Genomic DNA, 16,913 nt, shown 5'->3' with positions numbered 1-16,913 from the left:
GCTATAGTTGATAATGATTATCAATAAAACAGAGAGATGGGCGGAGACAATGATGGTAATTCAAAGCAAAAATATACTGAAAGGTCTAGCTGTGCTTTGTATCGCAATGACATTAAGTGCGTGTGGCAGCAACGGCGGAGGCAGCCAAGCTAAATCGACTAATACAGCAACGGCTGCAACAAACCAAGGAAGCGGACAAGAAGGGGTATCAGCAACCAAGTTTGTAACAGATGCTTACGGTAAACAGGTGGAGATTCCAAGTTCACCCAAGCGGATTATTTATACAGATAACACGGTCGGGGATATTTTGCTATTTGGCGTTCAACCTATTGGACTGATTCAGGATGGGCTTCAATATGCCGTGTACAGGGATGAAGTGAAAGACGTTGCTGATGTGGGCTGGCCGCCGAGCCCGGAGAAGTTGATTGAGCTGGAGCCTGATCTGATTATTACCTCGATGACAGATGCGCAGCAGCTTGATGTTATGAGAAAAGTTGCGCCAGTTATTCAGACGAATGAGTGGGATCCAATGCCTGTACGCGTGCAGAGAATTGGCGATTGGCTAGGCTTTGAGAAAGAAGCGGATGAATTTCTAGCGAAGCATGAGGCTGACATTAATGAAATGTGGGATTCTCTGCTGCAGAAGGGCACCATTCAGAGCGGTGAGACGGCTTCCGTCTTTCAATATATGCTAGGTCAAAATAGACTTAGCGTGTATACAACAAGCTATTTGCCAACGTTTGTCTATAATGAGAAAGGATTCAAGCCGACGGCAGGTATCCAAGAGCTGATTGATGATCCTGAGAACTACGGATACTCGGACATATCGGCTGAAGTGCTTCCGAATATGGCAGGAGACCGGATCTTTATTGTTTATTTTGACGGTCCTGAGCTGGATGCGGTTAAGCAAATGATCAACGAGCCGATCTGGAGAGATTTGCCTGCCGTGAAGGCGGGGAAAGTTTATTTTGTAAACGGGGGGCTGGGCATTACGACAGATCCGCTCGCGAGAGAAGCATTAATTAAACAGCTTCCAGTTATGTTGGGAGAGCAGTCATGAGCCATTCTCTAGAATTATTCGATGTTACGATTATTGGCGGCGGCCCTACGGGATTGTACACGGCCTTTTACAGTGGTATGAGAGAACTGAAAACCAAGCTCATAGAAGCTCAGGACGAATTGGGCGGTCGCATACTGACCTACCCGGAGAAAATGATTTGGGATGTTGGAGGAATCACCCCTGTCCGCGGGGAAAAGCTGATCGACCAGTTGGTTCAGCAAGCACAAACCTTTGAGCCGATGATTGTGCTCGGCCAGCGTATCCAGCATTGTGAGCGGCAGAAGGATGGAAATTTCCTATTGACGACAGATACTGGTGAGCAGCATCTCACTCGGACGGTTATTCTGGCCATCGGTTACGGCGCTCGCAAGCCGGCAAAGCTGGAGATCGAGGGAGCAGATCGTTTCGAAGTGACCAATCTGCATTATACGGTGCAGCAGCTGGACGGCTTTCGCGGCAAGCGGGTATTGATCTCTGGCGGCGGTGATGCCGCTGTGGATTGGGCCGTTGAGCTGGAACCGATTGCGGCCAGCGTGACGATAGTCCATCGACGCGGCGAATTCGGAGGACATGAACGGACAGTAAGCCAAATGAGACAGTCTTCCGTGACGATCCTTACCCCCTTTACGGTAAAAGCGCTTCATAGCCAGGATGGCAAAATTATAGACACTGTCACCGTAGCTCATACTGTTACAGGCGAGCAGCAGAAGCTTGAGGTCGACGCTGTGGTCGTCAGTCACGGGATGAGATGCGATTACGGTTCGATCCGCCATTGGGGGCTTAATATGAATGAATGGAACATGCAGGTAGACGACCAAATGGTTACCAACATTCCGGGTATCTACGCAGCGGGTGATTTCGTTACTTATCCGAGCAAGGTGGAGCTGATTGCGGGTACCTTCACCAGCGGTATTTTAGCGTTAAATAGTGCGAAGAAGTACATGGAGCCGGATGCCCCTTACATGGCCTACGTCTCGTCCCATAACGACCGTTTCAAAGAGAAGAACCGCGCACTAGGCGTTGTGGAGGAAGAGGAATCAAATAGCTGATGCATTTGCATGCAGACAGGGCTGCCCGAATGGGGTGGTCCTTTTTGCTCATTTATAAGTATAATTTTTGTGAAAAAAAACAGTCCCTATGCTACGTGCAGAGGTTTTTTTTGTTTAGACAGATGAGTTTTTGTCGTGTAATAAATGGAGATGACTGAAGTCATTAATAAAGAAACCGTTAGCTATCTAAACTGTACCCTATCGAGTAGACACTTTTAAAAAGTCTCTCGGTAGGGTATTTTTGTTTATAACGAAGAAGATAGGGAAGAGGAATGGTATGAGTAAGAAAATATTTACAGATAAAGAGATCAAGCAGTTATCTAACAATCCGTATGTGAGGTCCGTATCTTCAAAGGCAATTACTTATACGGATGCGTTTAAGCAATTGTTTATCTTAGAGAATAATAAGGGGAAGCCGCCGAGAGAAATATTTGAAGTATGTGGTTTTGACGTAACTGTCATTGGGCTCCAAAGAGTCGAATCCTCAGCAAAGAGATGGCGTGCGAGTTACCAAGAGAACGGAATCTTAGGTTTGCAGGATACAAGAAGCTACGCCTCAGGAAGACCCCTTAAACGGGAGCTAACGCTCGAAGAGAAGTATGCCAAGCTAGAAGCTCAGAATGCTTTGCTGCGAGCGGAGAATGAACTGTTAAAAAAGATTCGTTTCATGGAAAGGAGGCAGAACAAAGGATAGTACTTTCATCTAGCCAGAAATTTGTCCTTATTCATAACATCATCGAGAAATATCAACTCTCCCGTTTGGTCAACTATTTATGTAAAGTATCCGGGGTTTCCAGGAGTGGATATTACAGGTATTGGTCTTCCGAAGCAAAGCAAAAGAGAATCCAGAAGAAACAGCAAGATGAGCAACTAAGAGAAGTCATTCTAAAAGCTTTTCATTTCAAAAGACGAAAGAAAGGTGCCCGATCCATCAAGATGACATTGGAGGGCCAGTTTAAGGTGATCTACAATTTGAAAAGGATTAGGAGGATTATGAAGAAATACAGCATTGTATGCCCCTTTAGGAGGGCCAATCCCTATAAACGGATGATGAAGGCTACTCAGGAGCATAGGGTCGTTCCTAACCTGCTGAACCGGGAGTTTAAGCAGAACATTCCAGGTAAGGTGTTACTGACGGATATCACTTATTTATTTTACGGATCGGGTAAAAAAGCCTATTTATCCACAATCAAAGATAGTTCAACCAATGAGATCTTGGCGTATCACGTGTCAGATCGAATCACAATGGATCTTGCGACAGATACTCTCCTAAAGCTTAAGAAAAACCAAAGGTTTAAAAGAGCTGATGGTGCCTTCATTCACTCTGATCAGGGATCTCATTATACACATCCTTATTTTCAAAAAATGGTTAAGAAAATGAAATTGAAACAATCCATGTCTAGGCGGGGAAACTGCTGGGATAACGCCCCACAAGAATCTTTTTTTGGTCATTTTAAAGATCAAGCTTCCATTAAGCCTTGTTTGACTTTGATTGAGTTAAAACAGGAGATTAAGGATTACATGACCTACTATAACCACTACAGGTATCAATGGGATTTAAAAAAGATGACCCCTGTTCAATACAGAGATCATCTTCTTCAATCTGCCTAGACTTTTTTTAAATGTCCTTTACATAGGGTACAGTTTAATCCTAGTGAAGGTTTCTTTTTTGATTTCATTTTGTTTCCAAATTATTTATGTCGTAATATTATATATATAATGTCGCATTTTCCTACTAATAAAGGGTTTTGTTCTGTGATATTTTATTAGTAGATGTCAGAATAACATATATACGGGAGGCACAAGCAAATGACGATTAGAATTGGTAAGATTAGCTATTGGCATGTACATGCTTGGGACTATACGAAGCAAGCTCAAGAACATGAGGATACTGTATTGGCTGCAGTTTGGGATGAAGATGCAGAGCGTGGGAAAAAAGCTGCCGAAAGCTTAAATGTTCCCTTTTTCGAATCACTGGATGACCTGCTTGCGCAAGAGGATATAGATGCCGTCATAGTGGATGCGCCGACCAATGTGCACAGAGATGTAATTGTTGCTGCGGCTAAAGCGGGCAAACATATTTTTACGGAAAAAGTAATTGCCCCCACACATAAAGAAGTTGAAGAGATCATAAGCGCAGTGGAAAAGAACGAGGTGAAGCTGACCGTATCCTTGCCACGTCTAAATGATGGATACGCATTAACGATTCAAGAAGTTCTAAGTCAAGAACTGCTCGGAGAGATTACTTACGTTAGAGTTCGCTTATCTCATAATGGGGCTACAGAAAACTGGCTTCCCGATCATTTCTATAGCTTGGAACAATGTGGTGGCGGAGCTTTGATTGATCTGGGCTGTCATCCTATGTATTTGACGAAGCTTTTCTTAGGTCAAGATGTGACCGGTGTAAGTGCTAATTTTGGTTATGTAACGGGCAAGGAAGTAGAAGATAATGCAGTGGTAACATTATTTACGGATTCAGGAGCAATTGGTGTGGTCGAGGCTGGTTTCGTGAATAGTCATTCGCCGTTTACCATCGAGGTACATGGAACCGAGGGGACTCTTCTTTACGGAACACCAGAGGATAAGCTTCTTCTTAGAAGTAACAAATCCGCTGACAAAGAGGAAGGATGGAAAGAAGTAGCGCTACATGCTAATCGTGAAAGCGCATTCCATCAGTGGGTTAATCATATCCAAAAGGATACTTTCGCCACCGAGAATGTTCAAATTGCTGTGGAGCTTACGAGATTAATGGAGGCGGCGAATCGTTCTGCTAAAGAAGCTCGTATGATTCGGTTAGCAGATCTAGACGCTTAACCGGTCTCCACCTGTTAGGAGGATTTAACATTGAGTAACTTTCCCTATGAGATGATGTTTGAGAAGCATGATATGCTCGAAAGATTGGATATTTCAATCCAATGGGGACATTACGAGATAACAGTTCTTAGATTTCATTTGACCTCTTTTCCGCCGGGAAGAGTCATAGATTTCCATAATCATTCTGAATTCGAATTTCATTTTATTCCAAGAGGAAAGGGAGAAGTGACTCTTGGCGATTTAAAATACCCCTTGTCTGAGGGAATGTTTTATTTAACCGGACCGGGTGTCATGCACCGCCAAGAGGCGGATCCAGATGATTCTATGGAAGAACTGTGTCTACATGTGGACATCAAAGAGAAGATCAGAGAGGAGGTTGATCCTTGGGAGGTTGCGGAGGCTGAGACCTGTGTTCAGAAGCTAAAGCAGCTACCACTAGTTCCAGCGCAAGATTATCACAGCGCTATGAAATGTTTTCTTGAAGCCTATGAAGCTTGTGAAGGTAAACTAACGGGATATTACACTTCCATTAAACATCTCGTAATCAGCATTTTATTAAAGGCAGTAAGAGCGTATGATGCAGGTGGAATTCGAACAGAAGCACCTGTTAGAGATATGTCAACTTATCGGTACCAATACGCCATTCAATATATGGAAGCTAATTATTCAGGAGCTGTTACCTTGGAGAATGTTGCTGAAAAGCTGAATATTAGTTCAAGGCAGCTGCAGCGAGTGTTTAAACAAGTTAACGCCGATCAATCTTTCAGTAGGGCGCTTGAGGATATAAGGTTGAAAGCGGTCTGCCGTAAGCTTGAAGAAAGCAATTGTCCGATCGAACAAATCGCTCAAACGGAAGGGTTTACGAATGCTACATATTTGCATATTGTCTTCCGCAAGCGGTTAGGCATGACTCCAGCAACTTATCGAAATACAAAACAAACTAATTAGAAGTGAGGGTGAAAGATATGAGTAAAGTGTTTCGCGTAGGAATTATTGGATGTGGTGGAATTGCGAATGGCAAGCATCTTCCAAGTTTGAGCAAGCAAAGTAAAGTGGAGATCGTAGCTTTTTGTGACATTATTAAAGAACGTGCTGAAGAAGCAGCGGAGAAATACGGTACTAGCGAAGCTGCTGTATATACGGATTACACAGAACTATTAAAAGATCATTCGATTGATATTATTCATGTGCTTACGCCGAATGATGCTCATGCAGAAATTTCAATTGCAGCCCTTGAAGCAGGAAAACATGTTATGTGCGAAAAACCAATGGCCAAAACGGCAGCAGATGCCAAACGAATGGTGGAAGCAGCGAAACGTACAGGCAAGAAACTAACCATTGGATATGACAACCGCTATAGAGAAGACAGTTTGTATTTGAAAAAAGCATGTGAGTCCGGGGAGCTTGGTCATATCTATTTTGCAAAAGCACATGCCATCAGACGGAGAGCGGTACCGACATGGGGAGTATTCCTCGATGAAGAGAAGCAAGGTGGAGGACCTCTGATCGATATCGGAACCCATGCGCTGGATCTAACGCTGTGGATGATGGATAACTATAAACCAAAAGTTGTGCTGGGCACCAAATATCATGAACTCTCACAAAAAGAAGAAGCCGCCAACGCCTGGGGACCTTGGGACCCTAAAAAGTTCACCGTGGAGGACTCAGCCTTTGGGATGGTCGTAATGGAGAATGGCGCCACAATTATGCTGGAAGCGAGCTGGGCACTCAATTCTCTGGATGTGCATGAAGCGAAATGCAGCTTGAGCGGGACTGAAGCAGGCGCAGATATGAAGGACGGACTTAGAATTAATGGAGAGAAATTCAGCAAGCTGTACACCAATAAAATTGAGCTTGGGGCAGGTGGCGTTGCTTACTATGAAGGAAAAGCAGAAAGTGCACCTGACATCGAATTAAGAAAGTGGATCGAGGCTATTGAACAGGATAAAGACCCGGTTGTAACACCTGAACAGGCTTATGTTGTTTCGCAAATATTAGAAGCGATTTATGAATCTGCACAAACGGGTAAGGCTGTGTATTTGGATTAGATTTTTGACAAGCATAGCGATATAGAGTAATATCCACTTGTGATTTAATTACAGGGATCTGAGACAAGACTCTCTCTTTACTGGGAGAGTTTTTTTGTTTTTTTTGCATGTTTGAATACTGGGTTATAGGGGTGAAGAGCATGAACACTGTAGAACGCAATCAAGTACTTATTGTGGAAGATGACGATAATATTAGACGGTTTATAGCTATCAATTTAACGAATAATGGGTTTGTGGTTAGTGAGGCTGCTTGTGGAGAAGCAGCATTGCAGAGCTTTGAGACGAACCGGCCAGATGTTATTGTTCTGGACATCATGTTGCCGGATTTAAATGGGTTTGAGATCTGCCGGAAGCTAAGAGAGCAGGATCCTGGGGTCATTATCATTTTTTTAACAGCACGAGGACAAGATCTGGATAAAATCAATGGCCTTGAAATGGGTGCCGACGATTACATTGTGAAACCTTTTAATCCATTAGAACTGGTGGCACGGATCAAAGCGATATTGCGTCGTACAGAAACAGCTTTAAAACCGCAAAAAACTATCCTTCAAGCTGGACCGATTCGCCTGGATTTGAACTCGAACAAGATGTTTAAGCACGATGACATTATTGAATTAACCCCGAAGGAATTCCAGTTGATGAAGACCTTTTTAGAGCATCCGGATACAGCACTATCTAGGAATGAATTAATGAACCTGGTCTGGGGTGAGGATTTTATTGGTGATCCAAAGACAGTAGATGTTCACGTGCGTAAGCTAAGAGAGAAGATTGAAGAGGACGCCTCTAACCCGCATTGGATTGAGACTGTATGGGGGCTCGGATACCGCTTTAGAAAGGATGGTTGAAGAATGGGTATTCAGAAAAGATTAGTAGGAAGCTATTTTGTAGTGATCTGTCTTACTGTGCTCATTCTTGAGATTATTCTTAATTTATCTGTACGTTATTATTATTTTCATAATATAGAGCAAACCCTGATGAATCAAGCAGAACTGTCGGCTTCTTTTTATCAGCAATATTTTAGCGACGAGGATTTAGAGGCACAATCGGATAGGTTGTTAAAGGGCTTTGCCAGCCATTCCGATGCACAGGTACAGATTATTAATGCTGAAGGTCGGCTGTTGCAGGATTCTAATGGAATCCAAGGCGATTTTACGATGACAGATAATATGGATGTGCAAGCAGCCATAAAAGGGCAGCCCGGCAGTTGGAAGGGTGAGGACCCTGTAACCGTGGAAGCTATTTTTACGGTATCCTATCCTTTACAAGCCAAAGGTAACATCGTTGGGGAAGTAAGATTTATTACCTCCTTAACGGAAACGATACATACAGTTAATCAAATTGCGGTTTTGCTGATCGGGGTAGGTTTGCTCGTGATTGGTATTGTCACCTTGCTTGGATTATTACTATCTTGGACCATAACCAGATCCATTAAAGATCTGAAACAGGCAGCAGACCAAATGTCCGAAGGAGATTTCAGCATAAGAGTACAAAAGCGTTATCAAGACGAGCTTGGTTCCTTGGCAGATACATTGAATATGATGGCCAGTCGAATCTCGAAAAGTGAACAGCTTAAGAATGATTTTATCGCATCCGTATCCCATGAACTGCGTACGCCATTGACCTCGATCAAAGGCTGGGTAATCACCTTGAAGGCGGGTGGGGAGAGTAACCAGGCTCTGTTTCATGATGGGCTTGATATCATTGAATCTGAAAGTGACAGGTTAACTCATATGGTGGATGAATTATTGGATTTCTCCAAATTGGATAACGGAAGAATCGCAATTCACCTCACGACTGTGGATCTAACAGTGCTGTTGCAGCATATTGGCAGACAACTCACCCCTAGAGCAACCCGACAAGGCATCTTGCTTCAAGTGAAAATAGAAGAGAATCTGCCTGTCATTCAAGCTGACGAGAATCGTGTGAAGCAAGTTATGATTAATCTCATTGATAATTCGCTCAAATTTACTAGTTCCTCAGGTCGAATTCTTATTACTGCCCATACGGTTCCAGGGAAAGTTGTAATTACGGTTGAGGATACTGGGTCAGGCATCGCAGAAGCGGATTTAGAGAATGTGCGGCGAAAATTCTACAAAGGGGATCAACAGGCGTCAGGCAGCGGTTTGGGACTGTCCATCTCGGAACAGATTATTACGTTGCATCATGGCGAGCTGCGTATAAGCAGTACTTTAGGTAAGGGGACGATTGTCCAATTTGACTTGCCGATATAAATAGAGCTCAAATTTAACTATTTCATAACCACTTTCATCTCTTTCACAGATAAAATACTATATATGCGGACAAGCGAGGAGTCGATGATCCAAATGCCGAGCAAATTCATAAAGATAGGTGCTATGTTAACAACGATACTTTTGCTCGGAGGATGCGGAGTGCCGGCGACACCAGGAGAGCTCATTAAGCCTCCATCATCTGAAGCAAGCCTGCAGCGAGACAAAACGAGCCAGGAATTTATCAAATGGCTTCCCGACAAAGCTCAATTGATAACTCCGTTGGATGGACAAGAGGATAATGCTATCTCTTTTGGGGATATGGATGGAGACGGTATCGACGAAGCAGTAGTTGTATATGAGTACAGCAAAAACAAAGGTTCTTCTATAAAAGCAATGCTGCTTAGGCAGGAAAATGAAGCGTGGCAAAAGATTTCGGAGGTTGAGGGGTTTGGGTATGGTCTGGATTATGCCGGATTTTATGATGTCGATGATGATGGCCATAACGAACTCGCTCTGGGCTGGTCATTGGGCGAGGCGGGGAACGGACTGGATATTTATACGCTGAGTGAAGATAAATTAAAGCTGTTATCGAAGAAGGCGTATCAGGACAAATTTGATCTGAGATAATCATTCCACTTTATAATCCGCTGCACTTCAGCTTCATCTTGAAACAAGATGTATTAGTGCTCAGGCGGATTATTTATGATGCTCATTTTACAACAAGAAAAATACAGAAATTAAATAGAGGTTGTATCATGTTTCTCACCACCAAAATTGCAAAGCTGGACAGATCCGTACTTTTTCTCGTAGCATGCCTAGTTGGTATTGGTACTGTTGCTATTTATGGCGCGACTACGGATACACGGTTAGATGGTCTTTACATCAGTTCGTTGTATTTATTTGCTTTATTTTGCATACCCATGTTATTCATCGCATTGGTAGATTATAAGATTCTATTAGGCTGGTTAGCGTATCTCTTTTATAGCGTGGGTATTGGTCTACTTGTGCTAGTTAAGCTGGTTGGGGAGAACCTCAATGGTGCCGTGCGTTGGTTAAGTATTGGAAGCTTTCAGCTCCAGCCCTCCGAACTGGCTAAAATATGTACGGTGCTGCTCATTGCTCATCTATTGGGTAAACGAGAAGGACAGCAGCTTCGCTTTTTTCAAGATTTAGTGCCGGTTTGTTTCGTTTTTTTTATTCCTTTTATTTTGATCATGGATCAACCCGATTTGGGTACAGCGCTCGTTTTTGCGGGCATATTGCTTAGTATGCTTTGGATAGGTAACATCCGTGCTCTATATATGATCTTGATCCTCGGTGTGGTGATTATTTCGATTGGCACGATATTATGGCTCTATTATGCCAACTTCGATTTGTTATCCAAGATTGTCGAGCCCCATCAATTGTCACGAATTCAGGCTTTTTTGGACCCGCAGAGTGATCCCGATAAATCTTGGCATGTCAAAAACGCAATGATAGCCATTGGCTCCGGTGGACTATCGGGTAGTGAAGGTATTTTTTTGCGAAAAGGATATATTCCATACGCGTATTCCGATTCGATCTATGTAGTCATCGGTGCAAAATACGGTTTTATAGGTTCATCCATTTTGCTGATGCTATATTTATTGCTCGTCTATCGAATGATCTTTATCGCACTCGAAAGTAGGGACCGTGCAGGGGCATATGTTGTCACCGGGTTTATCGCCATGATTATCTTTCAAGTTTCTGTTAACCTTGGAATGCATCTTGGATTGCTGCCCCTGACGGGGATATCCTTGCCGTTTATTAGTTATGGAGGTAGCTCGTTACTTACTAATATGATTGCGATTGGCATAGTGCTAAGTGTGAAAGTCCATAAGGATGAAAGCACGGATTGAAAAAGCTACTGGAACTGAGTGGAGGAAATTATGACTAACAAACGCAAATGGACAACAACTCGTAAAATTCTGACGAGCATTGGACTTATCTTAGGTGCAACGATTATCGGAATTGGAGTATATGCAGGGTATTTATACAAAAAGACGGATAACGCGATAGAGCGCATAGCTGCTCCAGTCAACGTCCAGCCAACCGCTGCCCCAGAGGAAAAAAAGGCGACGGTATCGGTTGAACCTATGATTTTTCTGCTTGCCGGGGTAGATAGTCGGGACGGTGGTGGTGGGGTAATGAATACCGATGTGCTAATGCTTGTCAGCTTCAATCCTGACACGAAGTCGACGAGTTTCTTATCTATACCGAGGGATTTGTTGCTAAAACCTAAATCGTTGCCCTCTCGCAAAGCTAATTATTATTATGCTTACCATTACATAAAAGATAAAACTGAAGCTATCCCTAATACAAAAGAGTTTTTCAGCAATTTACTAGGTCTGCCAATTGATCACATGGTTGTGGTGAATTTTGATGTGCTGAAGGAGACGGTGGACTTGCTTGGCGGGCTAACCATTGATGTCGACATGGATATGAAATATATCGATTCGGCAGATGGAACGAACATCGACTTAAAGAAGGGCTTGCAGAAGCTGGATGGCAAACATGTGCTTGATTTTGTGCGTTACCGCAAATCGAATCAAGGAACGGCTGAATCCTCCGATTTTCAGCGCAATGATCGACAGCAGCAAGTAATTAAGCAGATTCTGGATAAGCTAGGGAATTTCCAAGGCGTGTCCCAATGGGGGAATGTATTGGACATCATCGGTGAAAATGTGAAGACTGATATTCCACAAGCAGATCTCCAGCAATGGTTGTTGAACTTCCCTAAACTCAAACCAGATCATATCAATTCCTTACATGTGGAATCTCTTTGGAAGAGTCCATATGTGTATGTGAATAAAGAGGATCTTAAACAAGCACTTACTACTCTGAGTACGGAAGCGGGCGTTAGCTCCGAAAGTTCATTGCACTTGGAGAATATTGGGACGGTAGATTAAAAGGCTATCACTTAAACTGCTCTTAGGAGCAGTTTTTTTTTTGTGTTCTACTAATAATCCCGATAACCAGTAAAGTTATCCGTCAACGGGTAGAGGCCTGACTTCCAAGCATAGTACCATGAACACAGCGATTATGAATCGTACATTGTTTTGGTTTACTTGAGAGGAGAAGGGAATTTCATGAAATACAGATTGGGTATTATGTTTCTAATTGTACTGACAGGGATGATATCGATAGCTGCATTTAATCCGATTATTGGACCGCTTGCTCGAAATTTGGGACTTAGTGATTTTCAATCAGGATGTTTGGTATCGGTAGCGGGACTTTGCTGGCTGCTCGGAGGATATTTTTGGGAAAAACAAACGTTCATGAGCCGAAAATGGCTGCTTGCTTCGATCATGTTCGTCTATATGGCAACACTAGTCATTTTTGCACTGCTGGCTGATTATGCAGTACATGCTGCGAGCAAAACTAGCCTGTTTTGGAGTTTCTTTATACTTCGCGCAATCGCCGGTTTTTTCTTTGGAGGTATTCCAGCATTAGCACAAGCTTATGTTATGGGCTGGAGTACAAAAGAGACCCGTACTCAGGGAATGGCATTATTCGGTGCAGCCAATGGACTTGGCTTCGTAGTAGGACCTGCAATGAGCGGAGGAATGGCTTCGCTGGGACTCACCTCACCAATGTACGCCGCAGCCATATTATTATTCACCTTGGCTATTTTATTTCTAGTGTTTATTCCTAAAGAAAAGAATATCGAGATCGAACGGCAGGCGATTTCACTTTCACCCAACGACAAACGGATACGCCTCTATTTATGGATTGGACTATTGCTATCGTTTGCTCTGAATATCGTGCAGGTTACTATCGGATTTTTTGTGCAAGACAGCCTTGGATACAGTACCCAGCAAGCCACTCAGTTAATTGGAACGGGTCTGGCTATCTCGGGAGTAATGGTGGTGCTCTCGCAAATTGTGATCAGCAAATATCTCAAATGGCATCCTAAGAAGGTGCTGCTCGTAGGGCTATTATTTGTGGCTTTGGGTCTGCTAGGCTTATTATTGTTTATCAGATTTGCTTATGTGGACTTTACATTCTTGGGAATTGGCATCGGCTTTACATTGCTTGGCTACAGTGCGGGTGCTTCAATGGCGGTTCAAGACCATGAGCAAAGAAGCGTTGCTTCCTTTATTGCGGCCCTTCAAGGTGGAGGATCATTCATAGGTCCAGTTATAGGCACAGCTTTATACACCGCTAATATGGCACTTCCTTATTCTTTCTGCGTGCTGTTGATTGGTATTGTAGGTATCGCGAATTTGAAAAAAAGATTAGCGGATCGTGTGGAGAGTTGTTAAATAGAAATGCTGCTCATAGAGTAGATTCTAAGCTGTCGAGGGAGTCTCGACAGCTTTTTTATGATTACTACGCAAAATAAATTAGCAGATTCGGAATTCATGGTCTTATTTACGTTACTCCATAGTTTTACAAAACCTCCTTTTTCTCAATAAGTTATTTATGGAAACGATAGTATAATATTCCTAAAGGGAGAGTGATGAAGTTTAATACAGCAAGAGGGTTCATGGATTTGGGATTCGTAAGAAACATTGCGTTTATTAAGGATGCGAAGGAGTTTAGAGAACATACTATGAATTTATTTAAGAGAGTAGTCCCAAGAGATATAACATTGATAGTTTTAATACTACTGCTAATTACCGGAACATTTATTACCGCAGTTCCTTCTGCTAAAGCCTTAGAAGTAGGGAATCAGGATGCTAATACCGGTGTGAAAGTGCAAAAGATTGTTGCCAGCAATCTTCAATCCTATGCTTTAGATACCCAAGGAAATCTGTGGGCTTGGGGTCAATATAATAACTTTGGGGAGATAGGGAACGCAGCTCCTCAAGAAGTTTCTTTCTTTAAAGATAAGCCAATTAAAGATATTCAAGGTGGTAACCAATTTCTACAGGTGCTTCTAAAAGACGGTACGGTATGGGGACGGTTTAACTATTCAAAAGATACTGCATCATTTAGTCAGATTAAGGGGCTTAAGCAGATCGTACAGATCAGCGATGCCGAGGCATATGTTTATGCCACACAGAGTGATGGTACCGTCTGGATGTATGTGCCTTCTGAACCCGGCAAAGCAGCGGTAAAAAGACCTGAGCTTTCAAATGCTGACTTTAAGGCATTCTTTGATACATACGCTATTAAAAACGACGGAACAGTGTGGAGTATAGGCAATAAATCATCGGTTCCTATCCAGGTTGAAGGTCTTTCTAGTATCAAGAAGATTATTAATGGACAAACGAACCAGCCCAATTATGCCTTGTCAGAGGATGGACAGGTATGGGGCTGGGGTGTCTCAACCATTTACACTTCAAGTCCAAACACAGGTGTAATCAATCTCAAGCTTCTGCAGGGAGAAGAAGGTGCAGTTGAACGGATTGAAGGGTTAGAGGGCATTCAGGATATTACTTCTGGAGAGAACTTTTACACCGTTCTGAAAGAGGATAGGACAGTCTGGGCCTGGGGTTTCAACGATCGAAACCAACTGGGAGATGGGACCACCAAGTATTCTGTGCAACCGGTCAAGGTTTCAAATCTGAACAATGCCGTTGGATTGAGCAGCGGATGTATGGCGGCTCATTCTTTTGCGCTTCTAGCGGACGGAAGTGCTGTAACTTGGGGAGATAACTCCAAGCAGCAGTCTGGTACTGGTTTAGATCAAAAGACTATTGCTACTCCGCAAAAGGGTCCCTTTTCCGCGTTAACAGGGGACGCAGAGAGACAGTTCACATTTACTTTTGATGGTGTTAAGGGAAACGAGCTAGGGCAAGCTGCAAGCAATGGTAAGGGTCTGATTATTATTCCTAAGCTGACGGGTTTCCTTGTATCTAAAGATGGAGGTGCAACCTGGAGTACAAGGCCTTTACCGATCAATTCAAGCAAAATAAGTATCACTTATCAACATGATCGCTTCTTTTTAAGTGATCAGAATTTAAGCGTACCTCATCTGTATTATTCTCTGGATGGAGAAAAGTGGATCGAAACAGCAGTTGAACTACAGTCATCGGTTTTGAAATCTTACACGATCACTTGGCAGAATAATCAATTCATTCTGTTGTCTTATCCGGATCAGACCATGAAGACGGAAGTTTACACTTCCACGGACGGAATCATGTGGAACTTGCAAGGAACGGTTGGTGAACGTCTGGATCAGATTTACTGGAACGGTAAGCGTTATTTGATGACTTACGGGGGATATACGTACTATGGCTCCGTGGGTACTCGGAATCAATTCATTTATATTCCGAGTGATAAACGAAATGTTGAGCTAATTGTATATACATCCGATAATTTAAACCAGTGGACCCAACAGTCTGGTAAAGTAAATAACAATCTAAAATATAAAGCAACAATAAATGGAAAACCGATTCGTAACTATTGGTTGACTTTTGATGAGCTTCAGTCTGATGGCACACTTGTATTTTATGATACCGAAGGCAATAACCTCAGTACTAAGGATGGGATTAATTTCAAGCTTGTGAGAACTTCAGATATGTTCTCCGGTCTGTACAGCCGTAGCGAAATATTCTGGAATGGCAAGCAATACCTAATCTACGCTACTCGATTTCGCGAAGAAGGTATAGTGTTTGTGTCCACTGATAAAGTGAATTGGCAGCAGCAGAAAATTCCTAATATGCCTCTGGGGATGATGGTGACCTATACCGGGAAATATTTTGTTGGTTATTCGGGTACCCGTCTGGCCGTATCCAAAGACGGTTTAAAGTGGGATTTAAAGCAGAGTGGGAAGCCAGATGCTTCCTTCAATCAGGTTGTAAAAGGGAATGGAACATATGTCGCCGTTGGATCACTCTATACGTATGCAGTTCCAACTGTTGCAACTAGTAAGGACGGAAAGAATTGGCAGCAGATTCTGCTGGGTAACAGGGAGGATACTACAGTAAACGGTCTGACCTCCGTGGCTTGGAACGGTAACGTTTTTGTAGCGGTAGGATTGCAATATGCCTGGACATCCAAAGATGGTATTGCTTGGAACAGAAACAATAAGCCTCTGGATGCCGAAATGAAACATGTGGTTTGGACTGGTAAACAGTATGTAGCTATCGGGCATGCTAAAGGCAATGATAAGAAGTCGATGATCTACTCTTCAGAGAACGGAACAACTTGGAAAAAAGTCTATGACTGGTCTGGTAAGCTGACGGACATTGCAACTCATAACGGAACCACTGTTGTAGTCGGAACTAATGGCAGTAAAGCCATCGTTGTGCAGAGTACTAATTTAACCAAATGGAATCTGCAGACCTTTACGCTGGGGAATGATCTTCCTAATTGGAAGCAACAGCAGAACGACTATGAAGAAGCTTACACTTTCTTAAATGTACAATGGGCGAAGGATAAATTCATCATTGTATCGGATCATATTTATAGCTCAACTAATGGTCTGCAATGGACAGCAGTAAAGGGACAATATGATGAATATATAAAAACCCATGCCGCCAGCAGTAACGCTAGTAGATTAGTCTGGACAGGAAAAGATTACCGGTTCATAAGCAGCAACAGAATTGGAGTCTCGAAGGATTTAAAGAGCTGGAACTTCTATGAGCATAATGAATTTTATAATTTTAATGAAATGCTTTGGACAGGAACTGATATGTTGGTGACCGGGGCTGGTGGATTGCTAGTGCATTTACGCGAAAACTAATAGATTAAGTAGCGGTCGATCCTCACAAGTGATTGAAGCTATTAGAAACCTTATGAA

At 42.9% G+C, this 16,913-nt stretch carries 13 protein-coding genes; all 13 read left to right on the top strand.

The window, feature by feature from the left end:
- Window positions 1–49: 49 nt before the first annotated feature.
- Window positions 50–1,060, top strand: a complete 1,011-nt coding sequence (locus tag MHI27_RS20175; RefSeq protein WP_405174562.1) for an ABC transporter substrate-binding protein — start codon at window positions 50–52, stop codon at window positions 1,058–1,060.
- A complete protein-coding gene (locus tag MHI27_RS20170) occupies window positions 1,057–2,109 on the top strand; it encodes an NAD(P)/FAD-dependent oxidoreductase (RefSeq protein WP_405174561.1) in 1,053 nt (350 codons plus the stop codon). The genes MHI27_RS20175 and MHI27_RS20170 overlap by 4 nt, the downstream gene beginning before the upstream one ends.
- 277 nt (window positions 2,110–2,386) lie before the next feature.
- A protein-coding gene (locus tag MHI27_RS20165; RefSeq protein WP_405174560.1) for an IS3 family transposase occupies window positions 2,387–3,720 on the top strand; the annotation gives its coding sequence in 2 pieces (ribosomal slippage) (window positions 2,387–2,774 and window positions 2,774–3,720; 1,335 coding nt in all).
- Between the two features lie 198 nt (window positions 3,721–3,918).
- Window positions 3,919–4,923 (top strand): Gfo/Idh/MocA family protein, encoded by a 1,005-nt coding sequence (locus tag MHI27_RS20160; RefSeq protein ID WP_405174559.1) that lies wholly within the window; start codon window positions 3,919–3,921, stop codon window positions 4,921–4,923.
- Between the two features lie 30 nt (window positions 4,924–4,953).
- Complete coding sequence (locus tag MHI27_RS20155) at window positions 4,954–5,871, top strand: helix-turn-helix domain-containing protein (protein ID WP_231573306.1); 918 nt, start codon at window positions 4,954–4,956, stop codon at window positions 5,869–5,871.
- Between the two features lie 17 nt (window positions 5,872–5,888).
- Window positions 5,889–6,971, top strand: coding sequence for a Gfo/Idh/MocA family protein (locus MHI27_RS20150; protein WP_149646976.1), 1,083 nt, complete (start codon window positions 5,889–5,891; stop codon window positions 6,969–6,971).
- A gap of 140 nt (window positions 6,972–7,111) precedes the next feature.
- Window positions 7,112–7,816 carry a response regulator transcription factor gene (locus MHI27_RS20145; protein ID WP_341060179.1) on the top strand — a complete coding sequence of 235 codons (705 nt, stop codon included), beginning with the start codon at window positions 7,112–7,114 and terminating at the stop codon, window positions 7,814–7,816.
- Window positions 7,817–7,819: 3 nt separating this feature from the next.
- Window positions 7,820–9,202 (top strand): sensor histidine kinase, encoded by a 1,383-nt coding sequence (locus MHI27_RS20140; protein ID WP_405174558.1) that lies wholly within the window; start codon window positions 7,820–7,822, stop codon window positions 9,200–9,202.
- Window positions 9,203–9,295: 93 nt separating this feature from the next.
- Window positions 9,296–9,829, top strand: a complete 534-nt coding sequence (locus MHI27_RS20135) for a hypothetical protein (RefSeq protein WP_341052972.1) — start codon at window positions 9,296–9,298, stop codon at window positions 9,827–9,829.
- Window positions 9,830–9,957: 128 nt separating this feature from the next.
- Entirely contained in the window at window positions 9,958–11,079 is a 1,122-nt protein-coding gene (locus MHI27_RS20130) for an FtsW/RodA/SpoVE family cell cycle protein (RefSeq protein WP_405174557.1), read from the top strand.
- Between the two features lie 30 nt (window positions 11,080–11,109).
- The gene (locus MHI27_RS20125) at window positions 11,110–12,129 is read left to right on the top strand and encodes an LCP family protein (RefSeq protein WP_405174556.1); all 1,020 of its coding nucleotides are present in this window, start codon (window positions 11,110–11,112) and stop codon (window positions 12,127–12,129) included.
- A 180-nt stretch (window positions 12,130–12,309) separates the two neighbouring features.
- A complete protein-coding gene (locus MHI27_RS20120; RefSeq protein WP_405174555.1) occupies window positions 12,310–13,485 on the top strand; it encodes an MFS transporter in 1,176 nt (391 codons plus the stop codon).
- 329 nt (window positions 13,486–13,814) lie between these two features.
- Complete coding sequence (locus MHI27_RS20115; RefSeq protein WP_405174554.1) at window positions 13,815–16,856, top strand: hypothetical protein; 3,042 nt, start codon at window positions 13,815–13,817, stop codon at window positions 16,854–16,856.
- The last annotated feature ends 57 nt before the right edge of the window (window positions 16,857–16,913 follow it).

The sequence above is a fragment of the Paenibacillus sp. FSL H8-0261 genome, assembly GCF_045040645.1.
Lineage (GTDB): Bacteria > Bacillota > Bacilli > Paenibacillales > Paenibacillaceae > Paenibacillus_AQ.
This window is presented reverse-complemented; position numbering and strand designations above follow the sequence as displayed.

Coding starts and splice junctions, on each gene's coding strand:
- MHI27_RS20145 (WP_341060179.1), top strand. CDS start 7,112: ATGAACACTGTAGAACGCAATCAAGTACTTATTGTGGAAGATGACGAT.
- MHI27_RS20160 (WP_405174559.1), top strand. CDS start 3,919: ATGACGATTAGAATTGGTAAGATTAGCTATTGGCATGTACATGCTTGG.
- MHI27_RS20175 (WP_405174562.1), top strand. CDS start 50: ATGATGGTAATTCAAAGCAAAAATATACTGAAAGGTCTAGCTGTGCTT.
- MHI27_RS20170 (WP_405174561.1), top strand. CDS start 1,057: ATGAGCCATTCTCTAGAATTATTCGATGTTACGATTATTGGCGGCGGC.
- MHI27_RS20150 (WP_149646976.1), top strand. CDS start 5,889: ATGAGTAAAGTGTTTCGCGTAGGAATTATTGGATGTGGTGGAATTGCG.
- MHI27_RS20130 (WP_405174557.1), top strand. CDS start 9,958: ATGTTTCTCACCACCAAAATTGCAAAGCTGGACAGATCCGTACTTTTT.
- MHI27_RS20125 (WP_405174556.1), top strand. CDS start 11,110: ATGACTAACAAACGCAAATGGACAACAACTCGTAAAATTCTGACGAGC.
- MHI27_RS20135 (WP_341052972.1), top strand. CDS start 9,296: ATGCCGAGCAAATTCATAAAGATAGGTGCTATGTTAACAACGATACTT.
- MHI27_RS20140 (WP_405174558.1), top strand. CDS start 7,820: ATGGGTATTCAGAAAAGATTAGTAGGAAGCTATTTTGTAGTGATCTGT.
- MHI27_RS20120 (WP_405174555.1), top strand. CDS start 12,310: ATGAAATACAGATTGGGTATTATGTTTCTAATTGTACTGACAGGGATG.